The organism is Chromohalobacter sp. 296-RDG (assembly GCF_029889885.1).
Lineage (GTDB): Bacteria > Pseudomonadota > Gammaproteobacteria > Pseudomonadales > Halomonadaceae > Chromohalobacter.
This window is the reverse complement of record NZ_JARANY010000002.1, coordinates 20,129-43,978: the sequence shown is the minus strand read 5'-3', so window position 1 is coordinate 43,978 and position 23,850 is coordinate 20,129. Positions and strand designations below refer to the sequence as shown.

Annotated in this window: 23 protein-coding genes and 2 pseudogenes; 13 read left to right on the top strand and 12 right to left on the bottom strand. The window is 59.9% G+C overall.

Annotation, left to right across the window (positions count from 1 at the left end; all coding sequences use genetic code 11):
* Window positions 1-369: 369 nt before the first annotated feature.
* The 4 genes from OP495_RS01505 to erpA form a co-directional block, all read right to left on the bottom strand.
* The gene (locus OP495_RS01505) at window positions 370-1,140 is read right to left on the bottom strand and encodes an amino acid ABC transporter ATP-binding protein (RefSeq protein ID WP_280566691.1); all 771 of its coding nucleotides are present in this window, start codon (window positions 1,138-1,140) and stop codon (window positions 370-372) included.
* A gap of 10 nt (window positions 1,141-1,150) precedes the next feature.
* The gene (locus OP495_RS01500; RefSeq protein WP_280562416.1) at window positions 1,151-1,822 is read right to left on the bottom strand and encodes an amino acid ABC transporter permease; all 672 of its coding nucleotides are present in this window, start codon (window positions 1,820-1,822) and stop codon (window positions 1,151-1,153) included.
* A gap of 125 nt (window positions 1,823-1,947) precedes the next feature.
* Window positions 1,948-2,724: a transporter substrate-binding domain-containing protein gene (locus OP495_RS01495; protein ID WP_280562415.1), complete on the bottom strand. Its 777-nt coding sequence runs from the start codon at window positions 2,722-2,724 to the stop codon at window positions 1,948-1,950.
* A 143-nt stretch (window positions 2,725-2,867) separates the two neighbouring features.
* On the bottom strand, window positions 2,868-3,221 hold the full coding sequence (gene erpA / locus OP495_RS01490) for an iron-sulfur cluster insertion protein ErpA (RefSeq protein WP_280562414.1): 354 nt from the start codon (window positions 3,219-3,221) through the stop codon (window positions 2,868-2,870).
* Window positions 3,222-3,483: 262 nt separating this feature from the next.
* Between erpA and OP495_RS01485 the strand changes: the two genes are divergently transcribed.
* The 6 genes from OP495_RS01485 to OP495_RS01460 all read left to right on the top strand — a co-directional run bounded on the left by OP495_RS01485 (window position 3,484) and on the right by OP495_RS01460 (window position 10,158).
* Window positions 3,484-5,199 carry a chloride channel protein gene (locus OP495_RS01485; protein ID WP_280562413.1) on the top strand — a complete coding sequence of 572 codons (1,716 nt, stop codon included), beginning with the start codon at window positions 3,484-3,486 and terminating at the stop codon, window positions 5,197-5,199.
* Between the two features lie 60 nt (window positions 5,200-5,259).
* The gene (locus OP495_RS01480) at window positions 5,260-5,691 is read left to right on the top strand and encodes a CopD family protein (protein WP_280562412.1); all 432 of its coding nucleotides are present in this window, start codon (window positions 5,260-5,262) and stop codon (window positions 5,689-5,691) included.
* Window positions 5,691-6,515 (top strand): hydroxymethylpyrimidine/phosphomethylpyrimidine kinase, encoded by an 825-nt coding sequence (locus OP495_RS01475; RefSeq protein WP_280566689.1) that lies wholly within the window; start codon window positions 5,691-5,693, stop codon window positions 6,513-6,515. The genes OP495_RS01480 and OP495_RS01475 overlap by 1 nt, the downstream gene beginning before the upstream one ends.
* Window positions 6,512-7,168 (top strand): thiamine phosphate synthase, encoded by a 657-nt coding sequence (gene thiE / locus OP495_RS01470; RefSeq protein ID WP_280562410.1) that lies wholly within the window; start codon window positions 6,512-6,514, stop codon window positions 7,166-7,168. Before OP495_RS01475 ends, thiE begins: the two co-directional genes overlap by 4 nt.
* Before the next feature lie 84 nt (window positions 7,169-7,252).
* Window positions 7,253-8,542 (top strand): glutamate-1-semialdehyde 2,1-aminomutase, encoded by a 1,290-nt coding sequence (gene hemL, locus OP495_RS01465; RefSeq protein WP_280566686.1) that lies wholly within the window; start codon window positions 7,253-7,255, stop codon window positions 8,540-8,542.
* Window positions 8,543-8,592: 50 nt separating this feature from the next.
* The gene (locus OP495_RS01460) at window positions 8,593-10,158 is read left to right on the top strand and encodes a bifunctional aminoglycoside phosphotransferase/ATP-binding protein (protein ID WP_280562408.1); all 1,566 of its coding nucleotides are present in this window, start codon (window positions 8,593-8,595) and stop codon (window positions 10,156-10,158) included.
* A gap of 167 nt (window positions 10,159-10,325) precedes the next feature.
* Here the strand turns inward: OP495_RS01460 and OP495_RS18775 are convergent, their stop codons facing one another.
* Together OP495_RS18775 and OP495_RS18770 are read right to left on the bottom strand one after the other, a co-directional pair.
* Window positions 10,326-10,496, bottom strand: coding sequence for a LuxR C-terminal-related transcriptional regulator (locus OP495_RS18775; protein ID WP_348521289.1), 171 nt, complete (start codon window positions 10,494-10,496; stop codon window positions 10,326-10,328).
* A gap of 176 nt (window positions 10,497-10,672) precedes the next feature.
* Window positions 10,673-10,969 (bottom strand): annotated as a pseudogene (locus OP495_RS18770) (DNA-binding response regulator); the annotation flags it as partial.
* Window positions 10,970-11,426: 457 nt separating this feature from the next.
* Here OP495_RS18770 and rdgB point away from each other — a divergent pair.
* The 4 genes from rdgB (at window position 11,427) to rlmJ (ending at window position 14,901) form a co-directional block, all read left to right on the top strand.
* Window positions 11,427-12,032, top strand: coding sequence for an RdgB/HAM1 family non-canonical purine NTP pyrophosphatase (rdgB, locus tag OP495_RS01450; RefSeq protein ID WP_280566880.1), 606 nt, complete (start codon window positions 11,427-11,429; stop codon window positions 12,030-12,032).
* Entirely contained in the window at window positions 12,029-13,198 is a 1,170-nt protein-coding gene (gene hemW, locus OP495_RS01445; RefSeq protein WP_280566684.1) for a radical SAM family heme chaperone HemW, read from the top strand. The genes rdgB and hemW overlap by 4 nt, the downstream gene beginning before the upstream one ends.
* A gap of 69 nt (window positions 13,199-13,267) precedes the next feature.
* Window positions 13,268-13,948: an OmpA family protein gene (locus OP495_RS01440; RefSeq protein WP_280566683.1), complete on the top strand. Its 681-nt coding sequence runs from the start codon at window positions 13,268-13,270 to the stop codon at window positions 13,946-13,948.
* Window positions 13,949-14,055: 107 nt separating this feature from the next.
* Complete coding sequence (gene rlmJ, locus OP495_RS01435; protein ID WP_280562404.1) at window positions 14,056-14,901, top strand: 23S rRNA (adenine(2030)-N(6))-methyltransferase RlmJ; 846 nt, start codon at window positions 14,056-14,058, stop codon at window positions 14,899-14,901.
* Window positions 14,902-15,000: 99 nt separating this feature from the next.
* Here rlmJ and OP495_RS18765 read toward each other — a convergent pair.
* From OP495_RS18765 to rpmH, 6 genes and pseudogenes are all read right to left on the bottom strand, one after another.
* A pseudogene (locus tag OP495_RS18765) lies at window positions 15,001-15,081 on the bottom strand (hypothetical protein); the annotation flags it as partial.
* Between the two features lie 27 nt (window positions 15,082-15,108).
* Window positions 15,109-15,396 carry a Dyp-type peroxidase domain-containing protein gene (locus tag OP495_RS01430; RefSeq protein WP_348521288.1) on the bottom strand — a complete coding sequence of 96 codons (288 nt, stop codon included), beginning with the start codon at window positions 15,394-15,396 and terminating at the stop codon, window positions 15,109-15,111.
* A 247-nt stretch (window positions 15,397-15,643) separates the two neighbouring features.
* Window positions 15,644-17,020 carry a tRNA uridine-5-carboxymethylaminomethyl(34) synthesis GTPase MnmE gene (mnmE, locus tag OP495_RS01425; RefSeq protein ID WP_280566681.1) on the bottom strand — a complete coding sequence of 459 codons (1,377 nt, stop codon included), beginning with the start codon at window positions 17,018-17,020 and terminating at the stop codon, window positions 15,644-15,646.
* A gap of 102 nt (window positions 17,021-17,122) precedes the next feature.
* On the bottom strand, window positions 17,123-18,820 hold the full coding sequence (yidC, locus tag OP495_RS01420; protein ID WP_280566679.1) for a membrane protein insertase YidC: 1,698 nt from the start codon (window positions 18,818-18,820) through the stop codon (window positions 17,123-17,125).
* A gap of 83 nt (window positions 18,821-18,903) precedes the next feature.
* Window positions 18,904-19,290, bottom strand: a complete 387-nt coding sequence (gene rnpA / locus OP495_RS01415) for a ribonuclease P protein component (protein WP_280562400.1) — start codon at window positions 19,288-19,290, stop codon at window positions 18,904-18,906.
* Between the two features lie 11 nt (window positions 19,291-19,301).
* Window positions 19,302-19,436, bottom strand: coding sequence for a 50S ribosomal protein L34 (gene rpmH / locus OP495_RS01410; protein WP_280562399.1), 135 nt, complete (start codon window positions 19,434-19,436; stop codon window positions 19,302-19,304).
* Between the two features lie 576 nt (window positions 19,437-20,012).
* Between rpmH and dnaA the strand changes: the two genes are divergently transcribed.
* The 3 genes from dnaA to recF all read left to right on the top strand — a co-directional run bounded on the left by dnaA (window position 20,013) and on the right by recF (window position 23,840).
* Window positions 20,013-21,500, top strand: a complete 1,488-nt coding sequence (gene dnaA, locus OP495_RS01405; RefSeq protein WP_280562398.1) for a chromosomal replication initiator protein DnaA — start codon at window positions 20,013-20,015, stop codon at window positions 21,498-21,500.
* A 49-nt stretch (window positions 21,501-21,549) separates the two neighbouring features.
* Window positions 21,550-22,653, top strand: a complete 1,104-nt coding sequence (dnaN, locus tag OP495_RS01400; protein ID WP_280566677.1) for a DNA polymerase III subunit beta — start codon at window positions 21,550-21,552, stop codon at window positions 22,651-22,653.
* A 101-nt stretch (window positions 22,654-22,754) separates the two neighbouring features.
* A complete protein-coding gene (gene recF / locus OP495_RS01395) occupies window positions 22,755-23,840 on the top strand; it encodes a DNA replication/repair protein RecF (protein WP_280562396.1) in 1,086 nt (361 codons plus the stop codon).
* Window positions 23,841-23,850: the final 10 nt, after the last annotated feature.

Below are 23,850 nucleotides of genomic sequence, written 5' to 3'. Positions count from 1 at the left end.
GAAATCTGGGGATAAGTGAAAAAAATCGAGTATTGATAGCTTTTTACGCTGTTCATCCCTGGTCGGAAAAAACACAAATAGCTTGCGCGGGAGCGGGGGATGGCCTGTGGATGGAAGTGGGGCTTATCCACACGTCAGATCGTGCACCACTTATCCCCAGGCGCATACCGGATTCCTGCTCATACTGGTCAACATTTAGCGGTATTGTCTCTTAATCCCAGCATGACGGGGCTGGTGACAAAAATGAGGGGGTTGTGACATCGAAGTTATGCACAGGAAAAAAATTGCCCTGTGAAGACAGAATGAAGCGCGGCGACCCTTGGAGGTCGCCGCATGATCGTGAGGTGGGAGCGCTATCTGAACAAAAAGCTAATGCTTGAGAACGCGAGAGAGAAAAGCTTGAGTGCGTTCGTGTTGGGGGCGATCGAAGACTTCCTGTGGCGTGCCTTGTTCGACGATACGGCCGCCGTGCACGAAGATGGCGCGGTCAGCGACCTCGCGTGCGAAGCCCATTTCGTGGGTCACGATCATCATCGTCATGCCCTCGTTGGCCAGTTCACGCATGGCATCGAGTACTTCGCCGATCATTTCCGGGTCGAGAGCCGAGGTGGGCTCATCGAACAGCATCAGACGCGGTTCCATGGCCAATGCGCGAGCCAAGGCGACACGTTGTTGCTGCCCTCCGGAAAGCTGCCCGGGATACTTGTCGGCTTGATCGCTGATACCCACGCGTTCGAGCAGTCGATCGGCGATTTCCCAGGCTTTGGTGTTGTCGAGCCCGCGTACTTTCTCCGGGGCCAGTGTCACGTTGGCATGCACCGACAAGTGGGGAAACAGGTTGAATTGCTGGAAGACCATGCCGACTTCGGTGCGGATGGTCTGCAACGATTTCCCGCCCTTGCCGTGCGGTGTGAGTTCGTTGCCATCGACGACGATGCGCCCTGACTGGAACTCCTCGAGGCCGTTGATGCAGCGGATGAGTGTCGATTTGCCGGAGCCGCTGGCACCGACGATGACAACCACCTCGCCGGCGGTGATCTCGAGATCGATATCCTGCATTACGTGCAGGCTGCCGAAATACTTGTTGACCTTCTCCATCGTGACGATCGGAGCGGTGGCATCTTGCTGACTGTCATTCATGATAGGCGCCTCATTGTCCAACCAGGCCCTTGCGCTCGAGCAGGCGCAAGGCGAAAGAGAGACTCAGGGTGATCGCCAGATAGAGCAAGGCGACCATCAAATAGACCTCGAGCGCGGTGAAGGTGGTCGCGATATAGACCTGGCCCTGACGCACCAACTCGCCCACGCCGATGACCGAGAACAATGAGGTATCCTTGATGCTGACGATGCCCTGATTGCCGAGCGCCGGGATCATGCGGCGTAGCGCCTGGGGCCAGATGATGTAGCGGAAGGTATCGGTTCGCGACAGGCCCAGCGACAAGCCGGCTTCGCGCTGGCCCTTTTCGATGGATTGCACGCCGCCACGCACGATTTCCGAAATATAGGCACCCGCGTTGAGGGCGATGGCAGCGATACCGGCAACCACGGCGTTGATCGGGCCGCCGAGGAGTTGCGGCAAGCCATAGAAGATGAACAGCACTTGCACGAGTACCGGCGTGCCGCGGAAGATCTCGATGTAGACCGTGGCTGGCCAACGTAGCAAGCGCAGCGGACTGATGCGTAGAAGGCCAAAGATGATGCCGATCAGAAAGCCGATGGCGAGGCCGCCGAACGAGATCAGCAAGGTCCAGGGAATACCAGTGAGAAGATGCGGGAGGGAGGCGATGGCTGCCTGCCAGTCGAACTGGAAAGTGACGTCCACGAAGGTGTCTCCAGGGCCGTGCCTCGACGTACGTGCGCGCTGAGGCGACGACGCTTACGGTGGATGATGAGCCATGAAAAGGGGCCGGGTGCATGGATCACCCGGCCCCTGAAGGATCGTCGTATTTATTCGGCGTCAGGCGCCTTGCCGAACCACTTTTCGTAGATATCGTCGTAGGTGCCGTCTTCACGCATCTCGCTGAGGGCTTCGTTAGCGGGTTCTACCCATTCGCTGCCCTTGGCGAACGCGATGCCGTATTGCTGGCCTTCATAGAGTGGCCCGACCACCTTGGCCTTGCCTTTGCCCTTGGTCTCGGCGAAGTAGCCGACGTTGGGCGCATCGTAGAATACGGCGTCGACACTGCCGCCCATGAGGGCCATGTACATGTCGGAACTGCCGGGATACGGGGTGATTTCGGCGTCGTCACCAAGTTCTTCCTGAAGGTAGTCGTAGCTCGTGGAGCCGATCTTGGTGCCGATACGCATGCCTTCGAGGTCGTCGAGTTCCTCGACGTCGTCGTTGCCGCTGGGGACCAGGATGCGCAGACCGCTGTCGTAGTACGGATCGGAGAAATCAACGATCTCACCGCGCTCGTCGGTAATGGTGATACCCGCGATGGCGATATCGACGTTACCGGTCTGCACGGCGGGGATGATGCCGTTGAAGTCCATGGTGTTGAGATCGATGTCGAAGCCGGCACGATCGGCGATGGTGTTGATGATGTCGATGTCGAAACCGACCATTTCGCCGCTATCTTCGTCCATCATCTCGAAGGGCACGAAGCTGGGATCGGTCGCCACGGCGAGCGTAGGCGTATCCTGGGCGAGGGCGGCACCGCTGGTACCGAGTGCCAGAACCAGGGCGGAAAGACGTAGTGGTAGATATAGTGGCAAGTGTTTCATAGCGTTCCCCGTTTGCTGTTGTTGATGGGACCGACCCTACATTGACGAGTCCCAGTGGGGGCGTCAAGTGAAGGAAGGGGAACGCGAAAGGGAGCAAAGAGGGGGCATCCGCGTGGCGGACGCCCGAGGCGCTGCAGGACTGCTCAGACGGCGAATGAGGCACCGCAGCCGCAGGTGGACGTGGCGTTGGGATTCTTGATGATGAAGCGCGCTCCGGCGAGGCTTTCCTCGAAATCTACCGTTGAGCCGACCAGGTATTGATACGAGAGTGCATCAATGATCATCGACGCGCCGCCATGTTCGATGACGGTATCCTCGTCGCCGACATTCTCGGCGAAATCGAAGCCGTACTGGAAGCCCGAGCAGCCTCCACCGGTGACATAGACACGCAGTTTGAGACCCGGCTTGCCCTCTTCCTCGACCAATACGCCCAGACGTTGGGCAGCGGTATCGGTCAAGTACATGGGTACCGGGACGAACGATTCAGCCCCGCTCATGGGTGACCTCCTTAAATCCATCGTGTGGCATATGGCTTCCCATTATCGTGAAAACCAAGCAAAACGGTCAACTTTATATTGCGCTGGAGTGCTGCCTACCGTCCTTCGCTAAGGTGTATGATAGGAAATACGCCATGTCAGGTTGCCATGGCGATGCCGGGGTGTGGCCATGCCGCGTGCCACGACCTCGGTGAAATTATCCGTTCATGGGAGATACGGTGTGCCTTCGCGTCGGTTTCGACCACCGTTCAAGTGGCCCAGTATGGAAGCTTTTCGTCGCCGCTTGGCAAGTGTTGATGCGTTGCCACAGTTATGTGTGTTGGGTGTTCTCTCGGGGCTTCTGACCGGCGGCCTGATGGTCGTCTTTCGGGGAGCACTGGAGTTTGGGGCGTTGGCCTTCATGCCTGATGGCGACCCCGAGGCCTTCGAGCGACTCGCAGTACCGCTTCGCGTGGTGTTGCCGTTGATCGCCGTGGCGCTGATTGGCCTGTGGCTGTGGCGCATGCCGACGAGCGCCGGCAAGATCGGCATCGGTCATGTCATCGAACGGTTGACCTATCATCAGGGCAAGATGCCGCTACGCAACTGGATCACCCAGTGGTGGGTAGGACTCGTGGCCCTGCTGGGTGGTCTGTCCGCAGGGCGCGAGGGGCCCGCCATTCATCTCGGTGCGGCGGCGTCGAGCTGGATCGGCCAGATCATGCGGCTGCCCCACAACAGCCTGCGTGTATTGGTGGGGTGCGGCACCGCGGCGGGCATTGCCGCATCGTTCAATACGCCGATTGCCGGCGTCATCTTCGCCATGGAAGTGGTGATGATGGAGTACACCATCACCGGTTTCATGCCCGTTATTCTGGCCTCGACCACCGGTGCCGTCGTTTCGCAGTTGGTCTACGGTTCCCAACCCGCTTTCTCGGTGCCTAGCGTGCAACTGGCCTCGTTGTTCGACTTGCCCTGGATTGCCGTTACAGCCTTGTTGATCGGGCTGGTGGCCGGCGGCTTCGTGCGTCTTGCCAGGCCTGCGGCGTGGAAAGTACGCCTACCCATGTGGGGGCGCTTCCTGGCAGTGGGTGTGGCCGTAGCGGCACTGGCTTATTGGTATCCCCAAGTTCAGGGGATGGGCTACGACTCGCTGGAGCGCATGCTCGTCGGCCAGCCGGCGCTGGATGTGCTGATCGCCGTGGCGCTCGGCAAGCTGGCGCTGACGGCACTGGCCATCGCCTTCGGGATCCCCGTGAGTATCATTGGGCCGATTCTGGTGGCGGGGGCGGCTCTGGGCACGTTGTGCGGGCTGTTGTGGGCCACGCTGATGCCGGAGCTGGCCTCGTCACCAGCGGTGTTCTCGCTGCTGGGCATGGCCGCCATGATGGGCGCCATTCTGCAGGCGCCCCTGGCAGCGTTGATGGCGCTTCTGGAGTTGACGCACAATTCGAGCATCTTGCTGCCGGGCATGCTGGCGGTGGTCATTGCGGTGCTGGTGGCGCGTCAGGGGTATCACTGCTCGGGTTTTTTCATCTCCACGCTCGATAGTCAGGGTCTGCATCCCTTGCAGCGCCCGTTGATGCAAGCCTTGTCAAGGATCGCGGTGCCCGCCGTCATGGAACGTAGCGTGGCGCGGGCACCGCGCGTGTTGTCGCGGGCCCAGGCTCAGGAACTGCTGGCCGGCAAACCTACTTGGCTGGTGGTCTCGCGCGAGAACGACAAACCCCCGGTGGGGCTCAAGGCCGCCGGGCTGGCGAGGCTCATGCTCGACGAAAAATGGCAGGATGAACTCCGCTTCGACCTGCTGGAAATCCCTGGTCAGCGTGTCGATCTGGCGCCCATTTCCTTGCAGGCAACGCTCTCGGAGGCCTTCGAGCAACTCAATAAATATGGCGTCGATGCGCTCTACGTCGAACATACCACGGCGCCGCTGATCCGCAAGATTTCGGGTATCATCACCCGCGACGCCATCGAGAACTACTACCGTAATAAATGACCCCTGCATTGCTCCGGGGCATTGTCAGCAAGAATATCGGACTCGCATTAAGGAATCGCCATGTATCATTGGATCTTATCGCTGCATCTGGTTGCCGTCATGACCTGGTTCGCGGCGCTTTTCTTTCTCCCCCGATTGTTCGTCTATCACGCCCAGGCGCGTGATCATGGCGATGAACAGGCAATAGGCTATTTTCTGACCATGGAGCAGCGTCTCTACAAGGGCATCATGCTGCCGGCGATGATCGCGGTGATCGTTCTGGGCGGGCTGCTGATCTATCTGGTGCCGAGCGTCATGAGTAATGGCTCGTTTCATGTCAAGCTTCTACTGGTGGCATGTTTGATCGGCTACCATCATGTGTGTCTGGCCTACCTCAAGCGATTCGCGGCCTCGCGCTGTCATAAGAGCGCGTCATTCTTCAAGGCTTTCAATGGCATTCCCATTGTGCTGCTGCTGGCTATCGTCCTGCTCGTCGTGTTCCAGCCGTTTTGATGGCGACGCCAAGATTGCCGGCGGTGCTGGTGCTTGCGGGGCATGATCCCACCAGTGGGGCGGGGCTTACCGCCGATGCCGAAGCCATCCGCGCCTGCGGAGGCTGGCCGTTGACCGTACCCACCGCGCTGACGGTGCAGACCACGCGTGACGTACAGCGCGTCATGCCATGTTCGCGCGAGAGTATCGAAAGCGCCTGCGAGGCCTTGTTCGCGGATATCGAAATCAGCGCCATCAAGGTGGGGCTGATCGCCGATAGTGCGTCCCTCGAGGCGGTCATCGCCGTGGTGAGCGCGCATCCCCATTTACCATTGGTCGTCGATCCGGTGATGCGTGCCGGTGGTGGCAGCGCACTGGCGCCCGACGACGGCGTGCCGATGTTCCGTGAACGTCTGCTCTCGCTAGTGGATATCCTGACGCCCAATCGCCAGGAACTGGCGTGTCTGAGTACGGCTTCCGGCAGCGAGGTCGACCGGGTGGTGGAGCTTATGTCATTGGGCGCGCAGACGATTCTGGTCACTGGTGCTGATGCTTGGGAAGATGAGACGTTCGTGCGCGATGAGGTTGTCCACACCCTGTATACCCCCGACAATAGTCGCCAATGGCGCTGGCCGCGGCTAGCGGGTGACTATCATGGGTCGGGATGTACCCTGGCAGCTTCGCTTGCTACGCGCCTGGCGTGTGGCGAATCCTTGATTGAGGCTTGCAGCCAGGCCCAGCGAGTGGCGTGGGATAGCCTGGTGCATGCGCAACGTCCCGGGCATGGCCAAGCGTTACCCGATCGCTTGTGGCGATTGCCGCCCTTCGAGAGCGAGGCGACATGACGGCGGACTGGACGCGCGGCATTTACGCCATTACCGATGCGACGCTTTTGCCAGACGATGAGCGCTTGTTTGCGGCGTGCGAGCGCGCCTTGAGCGCAGAGCCGGCGCTTCTGCAATACCGTGACAAGTCGGTGGATGCCGACAAGCGCTGGCGCCAGGCCGCGACCCTGGCGGGATATTGCCACGATGCCGGGGTCCCACTGATCGTCAATGATGATATTGCCCTGGCGGTGAGACTGGGCGCGCGTTTCGGCACCACTATCGGGGTGCATCTGGGGCAGCAGGATGGCGCGTTGGATGCTGCGCGCGAGGCCCTGGGACCTACAGCGATCATCGGCGCGACCTGCCACGCACGCTTGGATCTGGCCGAGCGCGCGGCGGCCGAAGGCGCCAGTTATCTGGCTTTCGGGCGTTTCTTCGTCTCGCGCACCAAGCCCGAGGCGCCACCAGCGCCCTTGACGCTGCTCGGCGACGCAGCGCGTTTCGGCCTGCCGCGTGTGGCGATCGGCGGGCTCGACGTCCACACTATGCGTCTAGCCCGGGAGGCCGGCGCGGAGTTGCTGGCCACGGTGCATGCGGTCTTCGGCGCCGACGATCCTTCCATCGCCATCAAGGGATTGCAGGCGAGTCTCGGCGATGCGGCACACCGATAAATTATCCACAGGCTCGAGCGGAGAGTTGTTCGACCTGTCCAGAGAGTTATCCACATTTCTAGCCAGACACAGCCAGAGGAAGTCATGACCACGTCCGCACAACTCTTCGAGCAGGCTTGCCGTCACATCCCCGGCGGTGTGAATTCACCCGTGCGTGCCTTCAAGGGTATGGAGCGCGCACCGGTATTCGTGGAGCGCGCCCAGGGCGCTTATCTCTACGATGTCGAAGGCCAGCGCTACATTGATTATGTCGGTTCCTGGGGGCCGTTGATTACCGGTCACGCCGATCCCGACGTGCTGGGCGCGGTACGCGCGCGACTCGACGATGGGGTGTCCTTCGGCACTCCGACTGCCATCGAAACACGCATGGCGGAGCTGATCTGCGAGATCATGCCGTCCATCGACATGGTGCGCATGGTCAATTCGGGCACTGAGGCCACCATGTCGGCGATTCGCCTGGCGCGTGGATATACCGGGCGCGACAAGATCGTCAAGTTCGAAGGCAATTACCACGGGCATACCGACTCGCTGCTGGTCAAGGCCGGTTCCGGTGCGCTGACGCATGGCGAACCCAGTTCGCCCGGCGTGCCGGCCTCTCTCGCCGAACATACCGTGACGTTGCCCTATAACGATCTCGAGGCGGTGCGCGACTGCTTCGCGCGTCTGGGTGATGAAATCGCCGGTATCATCGTCGAGCCGGTGGCGGGGAACATGAACTGCATCCCGCCGCAGCCCGATTTCCTAAAGGGCCTGCGCGAGGTGTGCGATGCCCATGGCAGCGTACTGATCTTCGATGAGGTGATGACCGGTTTTCGCGTCGCACTGGGCGGTGCTCAGGCACATTTCGGCGTGACCCCGGACCTAACGTGCCTGGGCAAGATAGTCGGTGGTGGCATGCCGGTCGGTGCCTTCGGCGGGGCGCGCGAGCTGATGGAGCAAGTCTCGCCTTTAGGGCCGATCTATCAGGCGGGTACGCTGGCCGGCAATCCACTGGCCATGGCGGCGGGGATTGCGCTGCTCGAGAAGATTCGTGAACCGAGCTTCCATGATGCGCTCGGCGAACGCGTGGCGACGCTGTGCGATGGTCTGGAAGCCCGTGCGGAGGCGGCCGGCGTGGATTTGATCACCCAGCGCGCGGGCGGCATGTTCGGGGTCTTCTTCACGGCCCAGCGGCGCGTCGATAATTTCTCCCAGGCCACTGCCTGCGATGCCGATACCTTCCGGCACTTCTTCCTGGGCATGCTCAAGGAGGGCGTGTATCTGGCACCTTCGCCATTCGAGGCAGGCTTCATGTCGAGTGCGCATACGGCGGTCGATATCCAGGCCACCTTGGACGCTGCCGAACGGGTACTGGCGACCCTCGGTCAGGCCTGACACGGCAAGTGAACGATGCGATGCAACGACAGGATGCGGGAGAACGCTCAATGAGCCAGGTATTGATCGAAGCATTGCGCCAAGGCCAGGAATTTGGACGCTCGATCGGCGAGGTCGAGGTGTTCGAGACCCATATTTCCTGGGTCATTCTTACCGGTGACTATGCGTACAAGATCAAGAAGCCGCTGGATTTCGGCAGCTTTCTGGACTTTTCCACCCTCGAAAAGCGGCGCCGGCTCTGCGAACAGGAAGTGCGCCTCAATCGGCGGCTCGCCCCGGCGTTGTATCTGGAGACGGTGCCTATCAGTGGTAGGCCCGAGACACCACGGTTGGATGGTAGTGGCACGCCGTTCGAATATGCCGTCAAGATGCGCCAGTTCAGCAACCGTCATCTGTTCAGCACCCTGCAGGCCAGTGGCGAGCTTTCGGTAGAACTGCTCGACGACCTCGTCGATCAGTTGGTGGCATTTCACGAAGACGCGCCGCGTATCAGCGGCGATAGTCCGCTGGGCTCGCCGGATACCGTGCGCCGTACGCTGGACCGCGAGTTTCGCTTGATCGAGACGCGGCTCGACGATACCCAGGCACGCGAACGCCTCTCGCGACTCGAGACCTGGAGCCTGGACAGCTTCGCGCGGCTCGAACATGAATTCGAGCGGCGCTGGCGCGAAGGCTACGTGCGCGAGCTTCACGGTGACATTCATCTTGGCAATGCAGTGCATTTCGAGGGGCGCGCGCTGCTGTTCGACGGCCTGGAGTTCAACGCCGAACTGCGCTGGAACGATGTCGGCTGCGAGCTGGCGTTCTTGTTGATGGATCTCGAGGCGCGCGGCGAACAGGCCTTCGCCAACCACGTGCTCAATCGCTATCTGGAACTCTCCGGCGATTACGAGTTGGTGCGCCTGCTTGCCTATTACAAGCTTTATCGGGCGCTGGTGCGAGCCAAGGTGGCGATGCTGCATTACCACCAACCACAATTGACGTCTGATGAACGTCAGGAAGTATATGCTGAGTACCAGCACTACATTGCTCTGGCTGAGCGTTACAGCGAGTTTCGCTTCCCGTATCTGATCGTGGGCGTGGGGGTCTCGGGCAGTGGCAAGAGCCGTTTCACCGGCGAGATGGTGCAGCGGCTGGGCGGTGTGCGGGTGCGTTCCGACATCGAACGCAAGCGACTGTACGGCTTCGAGGCCCAAGCCAGCACCGCCGATGGCGCCGATATCTATACGTCCCAGGCCACTGAGCGTACCTATGAGCGTCTCGCCGAACTGGCAGGGGTCTTGCTGGAGTCAGGGCTGCCGGCTTGTGTCGATGCTACCTGCCTGACGCGCGCCCAGCGTACGTTACTGTGCTTCGAAGCCGAACGTCGTGGGCTGCCGGTGTTGCTGGTGAGTTTCGAAGCGGATGACGCGACTCTGCGCGCGCGCATCGAGAGGCGTGCCCAGCGCGGTGGAGATCCCTCCGAGGCGGGGCTTGAGGTGCTCGAGCGCCAGTTGGAACGCTTCGAACCCTTCGCCGACGATGAATTGAGCCACCTGGTGCATCTCGATACCACGGCACCGGATGCCAATCGTACCCTGGTGTCGATGATTCAGGAGCGTATCCAGCTCAATTGAGACGCCGTTAACTTTCTGTCGTGGCTGCGTCATGGGCCTGTCATGTACTCCCTTTATGCTCAAGGGGTGGTTAGGGTCGTCACGTTGCCGCATGGCGTGTGGGTGATGTGCGTCTCGTGATATTGCGCCGCTCTCTGGAGCGGCGCTTTTTTCGGTACTGCTGGAGGTCAAGACGTGCGCGCCTTGCGGGTGCTGCGCAGCGAGACCATGGGCGGCGCACCGAGGTTCTGGCGCGCCCAGTTCATGGCCTGAATGCGGTTGTGAACCTTGATCTTGCGGAAGATATTGTAGAGATGCGACTTGACGGTATGCTCGCTGACGAAAAGCTGATCGGCGATTTCGCGGTGCCCAGCAAGCCGATGATCTCCAGCTCACGGTGGGTCAATCCACATACCGGACGATACGCATTGAGCTGTTGGCGGCGATAGAAGTCGATCAGGCGTGTCATGAGGTTGCGCGACATCCATAGATCGCCATCGAGCAGCTTAGCGATGCCTTTGCAGATCAACAGCAGATTGTCCTGGCGGTAAAAGACGCCCTGTAGATGCAGACTGATCAGTAACTCCGCCGCATGCTCGTCGTCACGCAGATTGAAAGCTGCCAGGATCATTTCCGGACTTTCGCTGGCGCGGCTGTTCCATAGATGCATGCAGTTTTCGTCGACATGGTCGGCATCCAGCAATACCACGACCTTGCAGTCCGTGGGCGGCTCGAAGCTTTCCTGAGTGCTCAATGCCGAGACCTGGCAATCGAGCTGCTGGCGAATGTAATCGATGAACAGCTGCGACTGCGGATTGCAGTCGGTGACCATCAGAACCCTTGTATTTTCCATGCTCATGCGTTTCATCCCGGTGTTGTGTGAGACATTATCAGTGGCATCTCCCGACTTTCTCATGGCCGATTTCATGCCGAATTGCCTTCAAGCCTTATCCGAGATATGCCCTTTGTAAATAGATAGTAATCCCGGTATCTTAAAGCTTAAAAGAATATGGTCCTTTATTTTTTATAACTTTTTATAATTCTAGAGTCTCATCAAGTGGTTGGGCGAGGCTCGTAGATCTCTCGATGAGCGCGGCATGGATGAGGGAAGAGAAATTTCAGTCATGCCGCTAATTTATATTAGACAAAGAGTAGCTCAAAAGTATGAGAAATATCATTTGCGTCATTAACATATTGTTTTCAAACATATATGAATTAATGGTCAGAGTGGTTTCCTGACCGTAGAGCGGCCCGTAGAATGAGTGGCCGAGCGACAAGGAGTATGCATGATGGCGGATCGAAAGACCCTGGTACTGGCCAGTGGCAATGCCGGCAAGTTGCGTGAATTCCAGCACTTGCTGGGCCCCTTGGGGCTGGAAATACGCCTCCAACACGACTTCGCCGTGACCGAGGTCGAGGAAACCGGCCTGACGTTCGTCGAGAACGCCCTGCTCAAGGCCCGCGAAGCCTCGCGGGTAAGCGGATGTCCCGCTCTCGCCGACGATTCGGGACTGGAGGTCGACGCCTTGCATGGGGCGCCGGGGATTTACTCGGCGCGTTTCGCGGGCGAACCCAAGGATGATGCCGCCAACAATCGCAAGCTCCTGGATGTCCTCGACGCGGTACCGGAAGGACAGCGCACCGCGCGGTTCTGGTGCGTACTGATATACTTGCGTCACGCCGAGGACCCGGTGCCGCATATCGTGCAGTGCGCCTGGGAAGGAGAAATCCTGGCGCATCCGCGGGGTGAGGGCGGATTCGGTTACGATTCGCTCTTCTGGGTGCCGGAACGCGGCATGAGTGCTGCGGAGATGCCCGCCGAGGACAAGAACCGACTCAGCCATCGAGGCCGTGCCATGACCGCGCTGCTCGCTCAATTGTCTGCCGACTCATGACGACCCTGCCTCCCTTGTCGCTCTACGTGCATGTGCCCTGGTGCGTGCGCAAATGCCCATATTGCGATTTCAACTCGCATGGCGTGGGCTATGATCGAACGCTTCCCGAACGCGCTTATGTCGATGCCCTGATCGCCGATCTGGATGCGGAGTTGGCGCTGGCCTGCGGCCGCGAGCTGGTGAGCATCTTCATCGGTGGTGGCACGCCCAGCCTGCTGAGCGGTGCGGCGTATCGGCGTCTGTTGCAGGCGATAGAATCACGCTTACCGTTCGCCTCGGATATCGAGATCACCCTTGAAGCCAATCCCGGCACCGTGGAACACGACCGCTTTGCGGCGTATCGCGAGGCGGGCATCAATCGCCTGTCACTGGGGGTTCAGAGTTTCCAGTCTCGCCAGCTCGAGCGCCTGGGGCGCATTCATGGCGGTGATGAAGCCGCTCAGGCGCTGCGCAACGCGCGTGCGGCGGGGTTCGATAACATCAATCTCGATCTGATGCACGGTCTTCCCGAGCAGGGTCTGGAAGATGCTCTAGCAGATATCGATCAGGCGTTGGCATTGGCGCCCGAGCATATCTCCTGGTATCAGCTCACGCTCGAGCCCAACACCGAATTCTATTCACAGCCTCCGCGCTTGCCCGATGAAGACGTTCTGTGCGATATCCAGGAAGCTGGGCATGCGCGGCTCGAGGCCGCGGGTTATCAACGCTACGAGATTTCCGCCTACACGTGTCCCGATCGCCAGGCGCGCCACAACCTCAACTACTGGACGTTCGGCGACTATCTCGGCATCGGGGCCGGGGCGCACGGCAAGCTGAGCGCTTGGCAGCCCGATGGCAGCTTGGCCATCGAGAGACGCTGGAAGGTGCGTCAACCGGAAGCCTATCTGCGCCGTGCACAGGATCCGCGCGGTTTCGTCGCTGGGCGACGTGCTCTCGAAACGCAGGATCTGCCGCTGGAGTTTTTGATGAATGCCCTGCGTCTTACCGAGGGCGTTCCGCGACATTATTGGCGCGAGCGAAGCGGTTTGCCTGATACACTTCTCGACGCTCGACTTGAAGAAGCCCAGGCCAAAGGGTTGCTGCGCGACTCGGCGCAGCGCCTACAGGCATCGCCTCACGGGCTGTTATTCTTGAACGATCTGCTCGCGCTGTGCGATGAGCAGTGATAAAACGCTGCGATAGCAGGAACGCTACAACGTTTTTCGAACGCATTTATAGTTAAGGAGAAAGGACGCATGCAACGCTCGATATGGATGGCGATTCCGCTGGCTCTGGTGATGGGTGTCACGGGTTGTGCGAGCAATAATGCGCAAACTGGCGGCCAACAGAGTGATCATGGCAAGACATTCGGTGGTGCGGGCATCGGCGCTGCCGTGGGGGCGATTGCCGGGGCGCTGACCGGGGACGGCGGCAGCAGCACCCGTGATCGTGCGTTGATTGGGGCTACTACTGGGGCAGCCATCGGCGGTGGTGTGGGTGCCTACATGGATGCCCAGGAAGAAAAGCTGCGCAAGGATCTCGACGGAACCGGTATCGGGGTCGATCGTCAAGGCGACAACATTGTCCTCAACATGCCCAGCAGCGTGACCTTCGATGTCGACTCCAGCGACCTTAAAACGCCCGCACGGCAGGCACTCAACGATGCCACCGCCGTCATGCGCGAGTATCCCAAGACACGGATCAATGTGGCAGGCTACACCGACAGCACCGGTAGCGCCGACTACAACCAGCGCCTGTCGGAGCGTCGCGCGCAGTCCGTGGCCGATTATCTCGGCCAGGGAGGCATCGCCGGCAATCGTATCGCCACGGTCGGCCACGGGGAAAGCCAACCCGTCGCCAGCAACGATACCGAAAGTGGCCGCGCCCAGAATCGGCGTGTCGAAATCACGCTGACGCCTGTTACTCAGCAGAGCTAAGCGACCACGGCATCGCGCCAGGCCGGTTCGTGCCGGCCTGGCTTGCCAGGTTCATCAGCGCCCCTGACGTGGGCTTCCCCGCGCTTCACGTCGTTTTGGACCCTTTCATGCTCGCCTATCAGCACGCCTACCACGCCGGCAATTTCGCCGACGTTCACAAACATCTCGCCGTGTTTGCCGTTCTCCGCCATCTATTGCGTAAACCTTCGCCCGTTACGTATGTCGATACGCATGCCGGACGCGGGATGTATTCCCTCGATGCCGAGGAGACGCAGCGCCTCAAGGAGTATCGCCACGGCGTGGCGAGCCTCTGGGCGGCACGCGATCACCTTGCCGACGACTCATTGCTGGGCCCATGGTGCGAGTGTCTCGGCGCGGTGCAAGCGTCGTCTCGGCTCAGCCACTATCCGGGCTCGCCCTGGTGGCTGTCCCAGGCATGTCGGGCGCAGGATCGGCTCGATCTATACGAGCTTCACCCAGGCGAGGTAAGCCATCTCGAGGCCCAAGCGTTGCCTGACCAGTCACGACGCCTCCACGCGGACGGGCTGGCAGGCCTGCGTACCTTTTTGCCGCCTGCGACGCCGCGCCTTTGTGTGCTCATCGACCCCAGCTATGAACTCAAGCAAGAATACGCTGATGTTGCCGCGACGTTGCAGGCCGTAGCCGCCAAGGTGCGCCATGCTATCGTCTTGATCTGGTATCCGCTATTGCCCAGCGGACGCCATCATGAGTTGCTGGATGCCGTCCGCCGCAGCGGCGTACGCAAGATCTGGCGCAGCGAGCTGTTGATGCATCCGCCCGCTGATGCCACGCATGGCATGTATGGTAGTGGCATGCTGATCTTGAATCCGCCCTGGGGTGTGGACACGCAGCTCGATGACAGCCTGGCGCGCGTCGTACGCTGCCTGGGAGGCGAAGCGACGCATGCATCGCAGTGGTGGGTACCGGAGTGAGCCTGGCAGGCGGCACCGGCTGACGGCCGGTACCGATGCGTGGTGACTTATAGACCCAGCTTGCCGTGCAGGGTCGCGAGATCCTCGGCAAGCACGTTCACCGGCCAACGGCGTGCGATCCCAGCGCGCGACGAAGTTGCGGATGATGCGTACCACTTGGTAACTCCCGCCGTGGGCCCAGTTGGGCTCTTCGGGATCGGTGCCGGTCTACACCAAGGCATTCATCAGGGCATCGTCGTCGGTGTTCGGGTTGGCGGTGCCGTCGCGAAAGCCCAGATAATTGCGCGCGCTGGGTGCGGGGGTATCGGGGCTGGGAGGCATCACCGGCACGGTACCTTCCTGTTTCCAGCGCACCATGAGAAGGCCAGGGGTATGCTTGATGATGTCGCGCATGGCGTGAATGGTCGTATCACGCGTGTGGGCGCAGATCTGCAACGACAGGTCGCCGTGGCAACGCGCCGGCCGCCCCCAGCCCTTGTAGAAAGCGACGGCGATCCAGCGTGAAGGGCCAACGTGCGGTCGAGGCTGTCCAGGGTGTCAGCCAGGGCTTGGGTGTTGGTCAGCAAGGCATTGCGGTCGGCACTGTTGCTGACCTTCGCTCCCGGCTCAGTGCTGCTCTTCTCCGGCAAGCCCTGCTGGAGTCTGGCGAGCGGTGCCTGCAGGCCTTCCAGGACATCCGGCGCCTGGTGTTCGAGTAGCGGCGTGAGTTGCGTGGCCATCGCCAGGTAGGCGCCGTGCGGTCTTACTTCCCGATGCAGAAGCTGCCGAAGATCTCGCCGAGCAGGTCGTCGGCAGTGAATTCGCCGGTGATTTCGGCGAGCGCATTCTGGGCTTCACGGAGGTCCTCGGCGAGGAGTTCGCCAGCCCCGTGCCCCTGTAGCTGGGCGATGCCGTTGTCGAGTGCCTGACCGGCGCGGTCGAGGGCGTCGAGATGGCGTCGCCGAGCCGAGAAGCGTCCTTCGGTGGTGGCATCGAAGCCCATCACCGTCTTGAGATGATCCTTCAGGTTATCCACACCCATTCCGGTAATGGCGGACATGCGCACCAGTGGTGGGGTTGTGGATAAATCACTCGCAGCATCCTCGCCGCTTTCATCGATCTTGTTGCGCACCAGCGTCAAGCGTTCGGGGTGGGGGAGGCGTGCGACGAATTCCGGCCAGAGCTGCATGGGGTCGGTCTGGGTCGTGGTCGCCGCATCGACCAAGAGCAGTACGCGGTCGGCTTTCTCGATTTCTTCCCAGGCTCGGGCGACCCCGATTTTCTCGATGGCATCCGGCGTGTCGCGCAACCCGGCGGTATCGATGACGTGCAGTGGCATCCCATCCAGATGAATGTATTCGCGCAGTACGTCGCGGGTAGTGCCTTCGATGTCGGTGACGATGGCGCTGTCACGCTCGGTCAGCGCGTTGAGCAGGCTCGACTTGCCGGCATTGGGGCGTCCGGCAATGACCACGTTCATTCCTTCGCGCATCAGTGCCCCCTGACCGGCGGCGGCGCGTACCTCGCCGAGTATGGTGTACACGTCGTCGAGCATCGCCGCCACCTTGCCGTCGGCGAGGAAGTCGATCTCCTCCTCGGGAAAGTCGATGGCGGCTTCGACGAACATGCGCAACTCGATCAGCTTGTCGACGAGTGCTGCGACGCGCGTCGAAAATTCACCCTGCAGCGAGCGCAGGGCGTTTTCGGCGGCGGCGCGGGAACTGGCATCGATCAGGTCGGCGATGGCCTCGGCCTGGGCCAGATCGAGCTTGTCGTTGAGGAAGGCGCGTTCGGAGAACTCGCCGGGACGCGCCAGGCGAGCGCCCAGCGTGACACAGCGCTCGAGAAGCAGATCCATGATCACTGGTCCGCCATGTCCTTGCAGCTCGAGAACATCCTCACCGGTAAAGGAATGGGGGCCGGGGAAGAAGATCGCGATGCCCTCGTCGATGACACCGTCGTCAGCGTTGCGAAATGGGCCGTACTGCGCGTAACGCGGCGCAGGGCAATGGCCGAGGAAACCCTCGGCCAGCTTACGGCTGGCGGGACCCGAGATGCGTACGATGCCGACCCCGCCACGTCCGGGGGGCGTGGCGATGGCGGCGATGGTGTCCTGGCGATAGAGCGGCGTGGCGGTCATGTCGTTCTCCGACTGGTTGCCGGTATTGTCCCGATGGTAGACCCAAAACGCCAGACCCCCGCCGAGGCGGGGGTCTGATCGGGTGGTAAACGGAAAGGGCCGTCAGCTCTTGGCTTTACTGGCTTTTCCCGTTTCGCCGTCACTTTCGATCTTGCGCGTGATGATCCACTGCTGAAGGATCGAAATGACGTTGTTGCAGATCCAGTAGATCACCAGGCCGGCCGGGAACCACAGGAAGAAGAACGTGAAGACCACGGGCAACATCTTCATGATCTTGGCCTGCATGGGATCCGGCGGTGTCGGATTCAGCAACTGCTGAACGAACATCGAGGCGCCCATGATGATCGGCAGGATGAAGTAGGGATCCTGGGCTGAAAGGTCATTTATCCACAGCATGAAGGGCGCATGACGCAATTCCACGGATTCCAGCAACATCCAGTACAAGGCGATGAAGACTGGCATCTGCACGACGATGGGCAGGCAGCCCCCCAGAGGATTAATCTTCTCCTTCTGGTAGAACTTCATCATCTCCTGCGACATCTTCTGTCGATCGTCGCCGTACTGCTCCTTGATGCGCTTCATCTCCGGGCCCATCTTGCGCATCTTCGCCATCGACTTGTAGGCCTTGGCGGAGAGCGGGAAGAGCACGATCTTCACGACGACCGTGAGCAGTACGATCGACCAGCCCCAGTTACCGATCAGGCCATGGATCTTCGCCAGCAGCCAGAACAGCGGATTGGCGATGAACCATAACCAACCGAAATCGACGGTCAGTTCCAGGTGCGGCGCGATGGATTCCAGGCGGTCCTGAATCTTGGGACCCATGTAGAGCGTCGCGGCCAGAGTGGTTTCATTGCCGGGCTGGAGCTGCTGAGAGGGGCCGGCAAATGCGGCGACATTGCGATCACGGGAATCGATATTGGCGTAATAAAGATTCTCTTGGCTCTGCACCGGAACCCACGCCGAGGTAAAGTAGTGCTGAATCATGGCGACCCAGCCACCCTCGGACTCGACATTCTTGAAGTTGCCTTCACGAATGTCATCGAAGTCGATCTTCTCGTAATTGCTTTCTTGCGTGGAGAAGGTCGCGCCGAGGAACGACTTCATGCTCATAGGGCCGCCGCCCTGGCTGGGGTCGGCGCTATTGTCGCGAGCAAGCTGGCCGACGAAACGCGCGGTGATAGGCGTTTCGCTCTGATTATCGAGCAGGTACTCGACATTGACCGCGTAACTATCGCGATCGAAGGTATAACGCTTGATGATGTCCGCGCCATTGACCTCGGCTGTGAGGTCGACGCTCAGGCTGTCTTGATCGTCGCCGAGCGAATATTGCATTTGCTCGGAAGAGAAATCGATGCGCCCATCATGCCCCTCCAATTGGAGCCCCGACTTGGCAACGTAGCTACGCACGTTGTTGTCGCTGAGGAGCACGAAGGGTTGCTCGCTATTCAAGGACTCATGGTGCTTGGGTAGCGCAGCATAGACGACATCACCGCCACTAGGATCGATGCGAATATCCAGTGTATCGGTGCGTACCTCGATCAAGCTGTCCGAGTTGGTTTGCCCGTCCGCGCCAGGCATGTCGGCGGCCTCTTGCGATGAGGCACTGTTACCGCCGCTGTTGGACGTGGGAACCGAGAGGCTGTCGCTGTCGGCGTTACTCTCGGACGTATCCTGGGTAACGCTTTCAGGTGCGCGTTGCTCGACGCTGTTTTGCCCATAATCTCCGTTCCACTGAATGACCAGTAGATACGCGAGTACCGCGAGCGGGATGACGAGTAGGAGTCGTTTTACGTCCATAAGGATTCTGCCCGGTGATACATTCTGACGTCACGTCCCGACCGGCACTGCGGCCACGGTGAAACGTGGCGGAGAAATGCCGATCAAGGGGATGGCGTGGACGAGACCGACTGCTTGCGTACGTCTTTTTCCAGGCGTCGCCACATGCCGTGCAGTTGGCGATGCAAGGTATCGTTATCCAGCTCATGAGCCCCACGCCGAGCGAGAACGATGATATCTACGGCGGGGAGATGGTGCTGCTGGAGACGAAAGGATTCACGGACGAGGCGTTTCAGACGGTTACGATCGACAGCACGACGTACGTTCTTCTTGCTGAATACGAGCCCCACTCGCGGTTCACCGAGAGCATTGGGACGCGCAAGCATCAAAAGGCCCTTGCCGTGCACCTTGAAGGACGCATGAGCGAAGACGTGCTGATAGTCCCCGGCGGTTAGCAGTCGCCGCCGCCGGGGAAAGCCCTGATCGGACATTCGTTGTCCAGTCAGGCGCTCAGACGCTTGCGACCTTTGGCGCGACGACGTGCCAGCACCTGGCGGCCGCTCTGGGTGGCCATGCGAGCACGGAAGCCGTGCATGCGCTTGCGCTTTAGGACGCTCGGTTGAAAAGTGCGCTTCATAGCTGCGAATTCTCACGTGGTTGTTTGGAAACGATTTGAAACTGAAGAGCCCGGTACGCTTGCACCAGGCGGTATTCGGCTCAAGACCGGCAATTCTAGTGAATCCCAGGGGCAGGTGCAATTTTTCCGGCGCTTTTGTCCACACCTGTTTTGTTACGGCGGCGGGGCCTCGGCATGTGCTGAGGTAGTCGGTCCGAGCGGATGTTTGTTTGTACGCTCGTCACTTGTCGGCCTGCCCTTGGACAAACGATATAGCTATCATAATTGTTAAGATCTTACTAACTGATGTTGTTATGAATAGTAGGGCTTGTTTGTGGATAACTATATTTGTACATTTATTAACAATAACATGAGATGTTCTTGAATCTGTGGGGAAAAGGCGGAGAAGCTGTCGGTAGCATTGTGGGTAAGTGATGGTTTCTCCACACCCTGCGATATCTCCATGTTTCACAGGCACGTTGTGCGCTGAGTTAGGGATAGGGTTTTCCACAGGAAAAGAGACTCGGCATCCATGTGGATAACCCGGGCGTCGAACGATACAATAGTCGGCCATTCATCAACGCTAGGTGAGGTCGTGTGTCGGTCGCTCTCTGGCAGCAATGCCTCAACTTTCTTCAGGATGAGTTGAGCTCTCAGCAGTTCAACACCTGGATTCGCCCCTTGCAGGCGGAGGACGGTGACGCCAACGAGCTGTGTCTGCTGGCGCCCAACCGCTTCGTGCGTGACTGGGTCAATGATAAATACCTGAAGCGTATCAATGAGTTGCTGAGGGAGCTTGCCTCCAGCAAGCCGCCCAAGGTGCAGCTGACGGTCGGCAGCCGCCGCAACGTGGCGATGTCATCGCCGCGTGATCTGGGGGCACCGGTATCGGCGGCGTCCATGAATACCTCGCGTCCCCCCGAGACGCCGCCCGCCGTGCATGCACCGAGAGCCCAGGGCGATTATGCGGATGAACAGGAAATCGATCGCATGCGTGAGCGCGAGGATTCCTCGCGCCGGGATGGTGGCGAACGTCAGGTGCAGGTGGAAGGGAGCCTCAAGCACCAGAGTGGGCTCAATCCTAATTTTACCTTCGAAACCTTCGTCGAGGGTAAATCGAACCAGCTCGCGCGTGCTGCTTCGCGCCAGGTGTCCGAAAATCCCGGTGGTGCCTACAATCCGTTGTTCCTGTACGGTGGTGTTGGCTTGGGTAAGACGCACCTCATGCATGCGGTAGGCAATCATCTGGCCGGCCAGCGGGACAAAGCCAAGGTGGTTTACCTTCACTCAGAGCGTTTCGTGGCTGATATGGTCAAGGCGCTGCAGCTCAACGCCATCAACGATTTCAAGCGTTTCTATCGCAGCGTGGACGCACTGCTGATCGACGACATCCAATTTTTCGCCGGCAAGGAGCGCTCGCAGGAAGAATTCTTCCATACGTTCAATGCGTTGCTTGAGGGCGGTCAGCAAATGATCCTTACCTCGGATCGCTACCCCAAGGAAATCAGCGGGGTAGAAGAACGCCTCAAGTCGCGCTTCGGCTGGGGACTGACGGTGGCCATTGAGCCGCCTGAGCTGGAAACTCGCGTGGCTATCCTGATGAAAAAGGCCGACCAGGCCAAGGTCGACTTGCCGCACGATGCAGCGTTCTTCATCGCACAGAAGATCCGCTCCAACGTGCGTGAACTGGAAGGGGCGTTGAAGAAGGTCATCGCCGACTCGCACTTCATGGGCAAGCCGATCACCCAAGATTTCATTCGTGAGTCGCTCAAGGACCTGCTGGCCCTGCAGGACAAACAGGTCGGCGTCGACAACATTCAGCGCACGGTGGCGGAGTATTATAAGATCAAGCTGGCCGATCTTCTCTCCAAGCGTCGTTCGCGTTCAGTGGCGCGTCCGCGCCAGGTCGCCATGGCCTTGGCCAAGGAATTGACCAACCACAGCTTGCCCGAGATCGGCGATGCTTTCGGGGGGCGCGATCACACTACGGTGCTGCATGCCTGCCGAAAGGTGGAAACACTCAAGGAAGAAAGCGCGGATATCCGCGAGGATTACAAGAACCTGTTGCGGCTGCTGACCAGTTGAGCATGGCGGCCAGAATATTCCCTTGGACCCCAGGACGAGAGTGGAGCCCATGAGATTTACCATCACCCGCGAAGACCTTTTGCGTCCACTGTCGCTGGTCGCCGGCGTCGTTGAGCGTCGTCAGACCCTGCCGGTGCTGTCCAATGTGCTGCTCGAGGTACGCGACACGCAACTGGCACTGACCGGGACGGACCTCGAAGTCGAACTGATCGGTCGTACGGCCCCGCATCACGTCGACGAACCGGGGGCGGCGACAGTGCCGGCGCGCAAACTAATGGATATCTGCAAGTCACTGCCCGAGCGGACCGATATCACCTTTACGCTCGAAGAGGGGCGTGCGGTGCTACGTGCAGGGCGTTCACGCTTCACCTTGTCGACGTTGCCGGTGGCGGAATTCCCGAATATCGAGGGAAGTCAAAGCGATACGACCTTGACCTTGACGCGTGGCACACTCAAGCACTTGATCGATGCGACCTCGTTCGCCATGGCGCAGCAGGATGTGCGTTACTACCTGAACGGCATGCTGCTCGAGTTCGGTCATCACTTGGTGCGTACGGTGGCGACCGATGGTCACCGTTTGGCGGTGTGTGCACGTAGCGCCGAGGTCGACGTCGAGCCGTCGCAGAAGCTCATCGTGCCGCGCAAGGGCATTCTCGAATTGGCGCGTTTGCTGGATGGCAGCGATGAACCGGTGGAACTCACCATCGGTGGCACTCATCTGCGTGCGCAGACCGGGGATTTCACCTTTACCTCCAAGCTGGTTGACGGCAAGTTCCCCGATTACGAGCGAGTTGTCCCGCGGGGTGGTGATAAGGTCGTTATCGCCGAGCGTGGCGAGTTGCGTCAGGTGTTGTCGCGTACCGCGATTCTCTCCAACGAGAAATATCGTGGGGTCCGGCTCAATCTTGAAGAGCACAATCTGCGTGTGACGGCCAACAACCCCGAGCAGGAAGAAGCCGAGGAAAATGTGGCCATCGAATACGAGGGCGACACCTTGGAAGTAGGTTTCAATGTCGGCTATCTCGTGGATGTGCTCGGCGTGCTCGATGCCGATCGCGTACAAATGACGCTTTCCGATCCCAACAGCAGTGCGCTGCTGGAAGAACCGGGCGGTGGCGATGCCATGTATGTGGTCATGCCGATGCGCCTCTGATCGCCTGCGCTGCTCTTTCACTCAAGTACGTCTCGGGCGCGGTCGGTTCACGCCGGCATTGCTAACCGCGTCCGAGATGGCATGCTGCCTCCGATCCCCTTATGCCCCTCGAACGCCTCAATTTCCTAGGTTTGCGTAACCTGGCAGCACTCGATATGCGCCCCGCGCCGGGGATCAATCTGGTGACCGGTGCCAATGGCAGTGGCAAGACCAGTTTGTTGGAAGGCGTACACATGCTGGGGATGGCGCGCTCGTTCCGCACCCAGAAGCTCAAGCACGCGATCACCCACGACGCCGATGCCGTCACCTTGCATGGTCGCCTGGCGGGTGATCCGCCGGTGTCGTTGGGCGTTCGTCGAGCACGCGATGCCGCCGAGTTGGAAATTCGTCTCGATGGCGAGCGCGGTATTCGCGTGGCGCGCTTGGCGGAAACGCTTCCCTTGCAACTGATCAACCCCGATGCATTTCGCCTGTTGGAGGGTGCGCCTGCGGCTCGGCGTGAGTTTCTGGATTGGGGTGTGTTTCACGTGAAACATGAGTTCTTCGAAGCATGGCGGCGGGTAAGACGCGCCCTGAAACATCGGAATGCCCTGCTCAGACATGATAGAATCGACTTACGATCGATGCGTGTCTGGGAGCAAGAGTTGGCGCATTGGAGTGAACAACTCGACCTCTTGCGCAGCGACTACATGGCGCAATTCGCCAAGACATTCGAAGCGACATTGCATGAGTTGTTGCCGCTTTCCGGTTTATCTCTTCGCTATTACCGCGGATGGGATAAACAACGTGGGTTGCTGGACGTGCTCGAAAACGGTCGGGATACCGATCGGCAAATGGGCTTTACCCAGCAGGGGCCACAACGTGCCGACTTGCGTTTGCGTATTGGCAAGCGCGCTGCAGTGGAAGAACTATCGCGCGGGCAGCAAAAGTTGGTAGTGAGTGCGCTGAAATTAGCCCAAGGGCGCTTGCTGGAGGAACTGACGGGGCGTACCTGCGTTTACCTGATCGATGACCTGGCTGCCGAGCTTGATGTTTCGCATCGGCAGATCTTTTGTCATTGGCTGGCGCGCTTGCACTGCCAGGTCTTTATTACCGGAGTCGAGCGCAGTGCGCTCGAGAATGCATGGCAGTCGGAAACGGATGTCGCGATGTTTCACGTGGAACACGGGCGACTGCTCACGGAATGACTTCACGACG